The 416-nt window shown below is 49.3% G+C and carries 1 protein-coding gene; it reads left to right on the forward strand.

Annotation, left to right across the window (positions count from 1 at the left end):
• On the forward strand, nt 1-370 hold a 370-nt coding region (locus HBA93_RS18865; RefSeq protein ID WP_221724318.1), incomplete at its 5' end, for a transcriptional regulator.
• Nucleotides 371-416: the final 46 nt, after the last annotated feature.

The following is a 416-nucleotide window of genomic DNA, read 5'->3' on the forward strand; positions in this document are numbered from 1 at the left end:
ATTTACCAATGCCCAAAAAGCTAGAGCCGCTTGGCAAAATGACATTCCTGATTGGGTTATCATTCTGGCTGAAGCATGTGATCGCGAAACACAAGCAGCGGTCTCACGTAAGGTTGGTTACTCAGCTTCAGCAGTCAGTCAGGTGCTCTCAAACACCTATCAAAATGGCGATATTGGTCGTTTTGAGCAAGCGGTACGCGGCGCTCTAATGGCTGAGACTGTCCATTGTCCAGTGTTGGGTGAGCTACCGCGCAACACCTGCATTAGCTGGCAGCGCAAACCATTCAGCACAGCCAATTCTCATAATGTCCGCATGTATGGCGCTTGCCGCAATGGATGCAAACACAGTCACCTTAAGGAAGGAACATGAGATGCTCTCAGAAAGTCTCCGCATCATGCGACGTGAATTTCAGCAT

Origin of the sequence: Ochrobactrum sp. SFR4 (assembly GCF_019730395.1) — a bacterium.
Classification (GTDB): Bacteria; Pseudomonadota; Alphaproteobacteria; order Rhizobiales; family Rhizobiaceae; genus Pseudochrobactrum.